At 52.3% G+C, this 3,313-nt stretch carries 2 tRNA genes and 2 rRNA genes; all 4 read left to right on the top strand.

Annotated features, from left to right (window positions below):
- Positions 1-1,456, top strand: a 16S ribosomal RNA gene (locus ACM5BR_RS18590); the annotation flags it as partial.
- A 98-nt stretch (positions 1,457-1,554) separates the two neighbouring features.
- Positions 1,555-1,631 (top strand) — tRNA-Ile (locus ACM5BR_RS18585).
- Positions 1,632-1,643: 12 nt separating this feature from the next.
- Positions 1,644-1,719, top strand: a tRNA-Ala gene (locus ACM5BR_RS18580).
- A gap of 61 nt (positions 1,720-1,780) precedes the next feature.
- Positions 1,781-3,313 (top strand): 23S ribosomal RNA (locus ACM5BR_RS18575); the annotation flags it as partial.

Raw genomic sequence — 3,313 nt, 5'->3', positions numbered from 1 at the left:
TCACTTATAGATGGACCCGCGGCGCATTAGCTAGTTGGTGAGGTAACGGCTCACCAAGGCGACGATGCGTAGCCGACCTGAGAGGGTGATCGGCCACACTGGGACTGAGACACGGCCCAGACTCCTACGGGAGGCAGCAGTAGGGAATCTTCGGCAATGGGCGAAAGCCTGACCGAGCAACGCCGCGTGAGCGATGAAGGCCTTCGGGTCGTAAAGCTCTGTTGTTAGGGAAGAACAAGTACCAGAGTAACTGCTGGTACCTTGACGGTACCTAACGAGAAAGCCACGGCTAACTACGTGCCAGCAGCCGCGGTAATACGTAGGTGGCAAGCGTTATCCGGAATTATTGGGCGTAAAGCGCGCGCAGGCGGTCTCTTAAGTCTGATGTGAAAGCCCACGGCTCAACCGTGGAGGGTCATTGGAAACTGGGAGACTTGAGTGCAGAAGAGAAGAGCGGAATTCCACGTGTAGCGGTGAAATGCGTAGAGATGTGGAGGAACACCAGTGGCGAAGGCGGCTCTTTGGTCTGTAACTGACGCTGAGGCGCGAAAGCGTGGGGAGCAAACAGGATTAGATACCCTGGTAGTCCACGCCGTAAACGATGAGTGCTAAGTGTTAGAGGGTTTCCGCCCTTTAGTGCTGAAGTTAACGCATTAAGCACTCCGCCTGGGGAGTACGGCCGCANGGGGAGCAAACAGGATTAGATACCCTGGTAGTCCACGCCGTAAACGATGAGTGCTAAGTGTTAGAGGGTTTCCGCCCTTTAGTGCTGAAGTTAACGCATTAAGCACTCCGCCTGGGGAGTACGGCCGCAAGGCTGAAACTCAAAGGAATTGACGGGGGCCCGCACAAGCGGTGGAGCATGTGGTTTAATTCGAAGCAACGCGAAGAACCTTACCAGGTCTTGACATCCTCTGACAACCCTAGAGATAGGGCTTCTCCTTCGGGAGCAGAGTGACAGGTGGTGCATGGTTGTCGTCAGCTCGTGTCGTGAGATGTTGGGTTAAGTCCCGCAACGAGCGCAACCCTTGATCTTAGTTGCCAGCATTCAGTTGGGCACTCTAAGGTGACTGCCGGTGACAAACCGGAGGAAGGTGGGGATGACGTCAAATCATCATGCCCCTTATGACCTGGGCTACACACGTGCTACAATGGGCAGTACAAAGGGTTTGCGAAGCCGCGAGGTGGAGCTAATCTCAAAAAACTGTTCTCAGTTCGGATTGTAGGCTGCAACTCGCCTACATGAAGCTGGAATCGCTAGTAATCGCGGATCAGCATGCCGCGGTGAATACGTTCCCGGGCCTTGTACACACCGCCCGTCACACCACGAGAGTTTGTAACACCCGAAGTCGGTGGGGTGACCGCAAGGAGCCAGCCGCCTAAGGTGGGACAGATGATTGGGGTGAAGTCGTAACAAGGTAGCCGTATCGGAAGGTGCGGCTGGATCACCTCCTTTCTATGGAGACATCTACAAGCGCTGCTTGTAGTATGAAAAGACGTTTCGTTGTTTTGTTTAGTTTTGAATGTTCATTTTATATGAATATGTATAAGTATGGGCCTATAGCTCAGCTGGTTAGAGCGCACGCCTGATAAGCGTGAGGTCGATGGTTCGAGTCCATTTAGGCCCACCATACTTTTATTCTGGGGCCTTAGCTCAGCTGGGAGAGCGCCTGCTTTGCACGCAGGAGGTCAGCGGTTCGATCCCGCTAGGCTCCACCAAATAATGTTCCTTGAAAACTAGATAACAGTAAGTGTAAAGCATACAAAGTGTAATCTTTTTGGTTAAGTTAGAAAGGGCGCACGGTGGATGCCTTGGCACTAGGAGCCGATGAAGGACGGGACTAACACCGATATGCTTCGGGGAGCTGTAAGTAAGCTATGATCCGAAGATTTCCGAATGGGGGAACCCACCATCTGTAATGGGATGGAATCCTGGTTTGAATACATAGAATCAGGAAGGCACACCCAGGGAACTGAAACATCTAAGTACCTGGAGGAAGAGAAAGCAAATGCGATTTCCTGAGTAGCGGCGAGCGAAACGGAAACAGCCCAAACCAAGAGGCTTGCCTCTTGGGGTTGTAGGACGCTCTAGATGGAGTTACAAAGGAATGGGGTAGATGAAGCGGTCTGGAAAGGCCCGCCATAGCAGGTAACAGCCCTGTAGTCGAAACTTCGTTCCCTCCTGAGCGGATCCTGAGTACGGCGGAACACGTGAAATTCCGTCGGAATCCGGGAGGACCATCTCCCAAGGCTAAATACTTCCTAGTGACCGATAGTGAACCAGTACCGTGAGGGAAAGGTGAAAAGCACCCCGGGAGGGGAGTGAAATAGATCCTGAAACCGTGTGCCTACAAGTAGTCAGAGCCCATTTACGGGTGATGGCGTGCCTTTTGTAGAATGAACCGGCGAGTTACGATCTCGTGCAAGGTTAAGTCGAAGAGACGGAGCCGTAGCGAAAGCGAGTCTGAATAGGGCGAATAAGTACGCGGTCGTAGACCCGAAACCAGGTGATCTACCCATGTCCAGGGTGAAGTTCAGGTAACACTGAATGGAGGCCCGAACCCACGCACGTTGAAAAGTGCGGGGATGAGGTGTGGGTAGCGGAGAAATTCCAATCGAACCTGGAAATAGCTGGTTCTCCCCGAAATAGCTTTAGGGCTAGCCTCAAGTGTGAGAGTCTTGGAGGTAGAGCACTGATTGAACGCGGGGTCCTTATCGGACTACCAAATTCAGTCAAACTCCGAATGCCAATGACTTATCCTTGGGAGTCAGACTGCGAGTGATAAGATCCGTAGTCAAAAGGGAAACAGCCCAGACTGCCAGCTAAGGTCCCAAAATATACGTTAAGTGGAAAAGGATGTGGAGTTGCTTAGACAACTAGGATGTTGGCTCAGAAGCAGCCACCATTTAAAGAGTGCGTAATAGCTCACTAGTCGAGTGACTCTGCGCCGAAAATGTACCGGGGCTAAACGTATTACCGAAGCTGCAGATTGATACTAAGTATCAGTGGTAGGGGAGCGTTCTAAGTGCAGTGAAGTCAGACCGGAAGGACTGGTGGAGCGCTTAGAAGTGAGAATGCCGGTATGAGTAGCGAAAGATGGGTGAGAATCCCATCCACCGAATGCCTAAGGTTTCCTGAGGAAGGCTCGTCCTCTCAGGGTTAGTCAGGACCTAAGCCGAGGCCGACAGGCGTAGGCGATGGACAACAGGTTGATATTCCTGTACCACCTCTTTACCGTTTGAGTGAAGGAGGGACGCAGAAGGATAGGAGTAGCGCACCGCTGGTCGTGTGCGTCCAAGCAGTTAGGCTGAT

The sequence above is a fragment of the Ectobacillus polymachus genome (assembly GCF_048159605.1).
GTDB classification, from domain to species: domain Bacteria; phylum Bacillota; class Bacilli; order Bacillales; family Bacillaceae_G; genus Ectobacillus; species Ectobacillus polymachus.
This window is presented reverse-complemented; position numbering and strand designations above follow the sequence as displayed.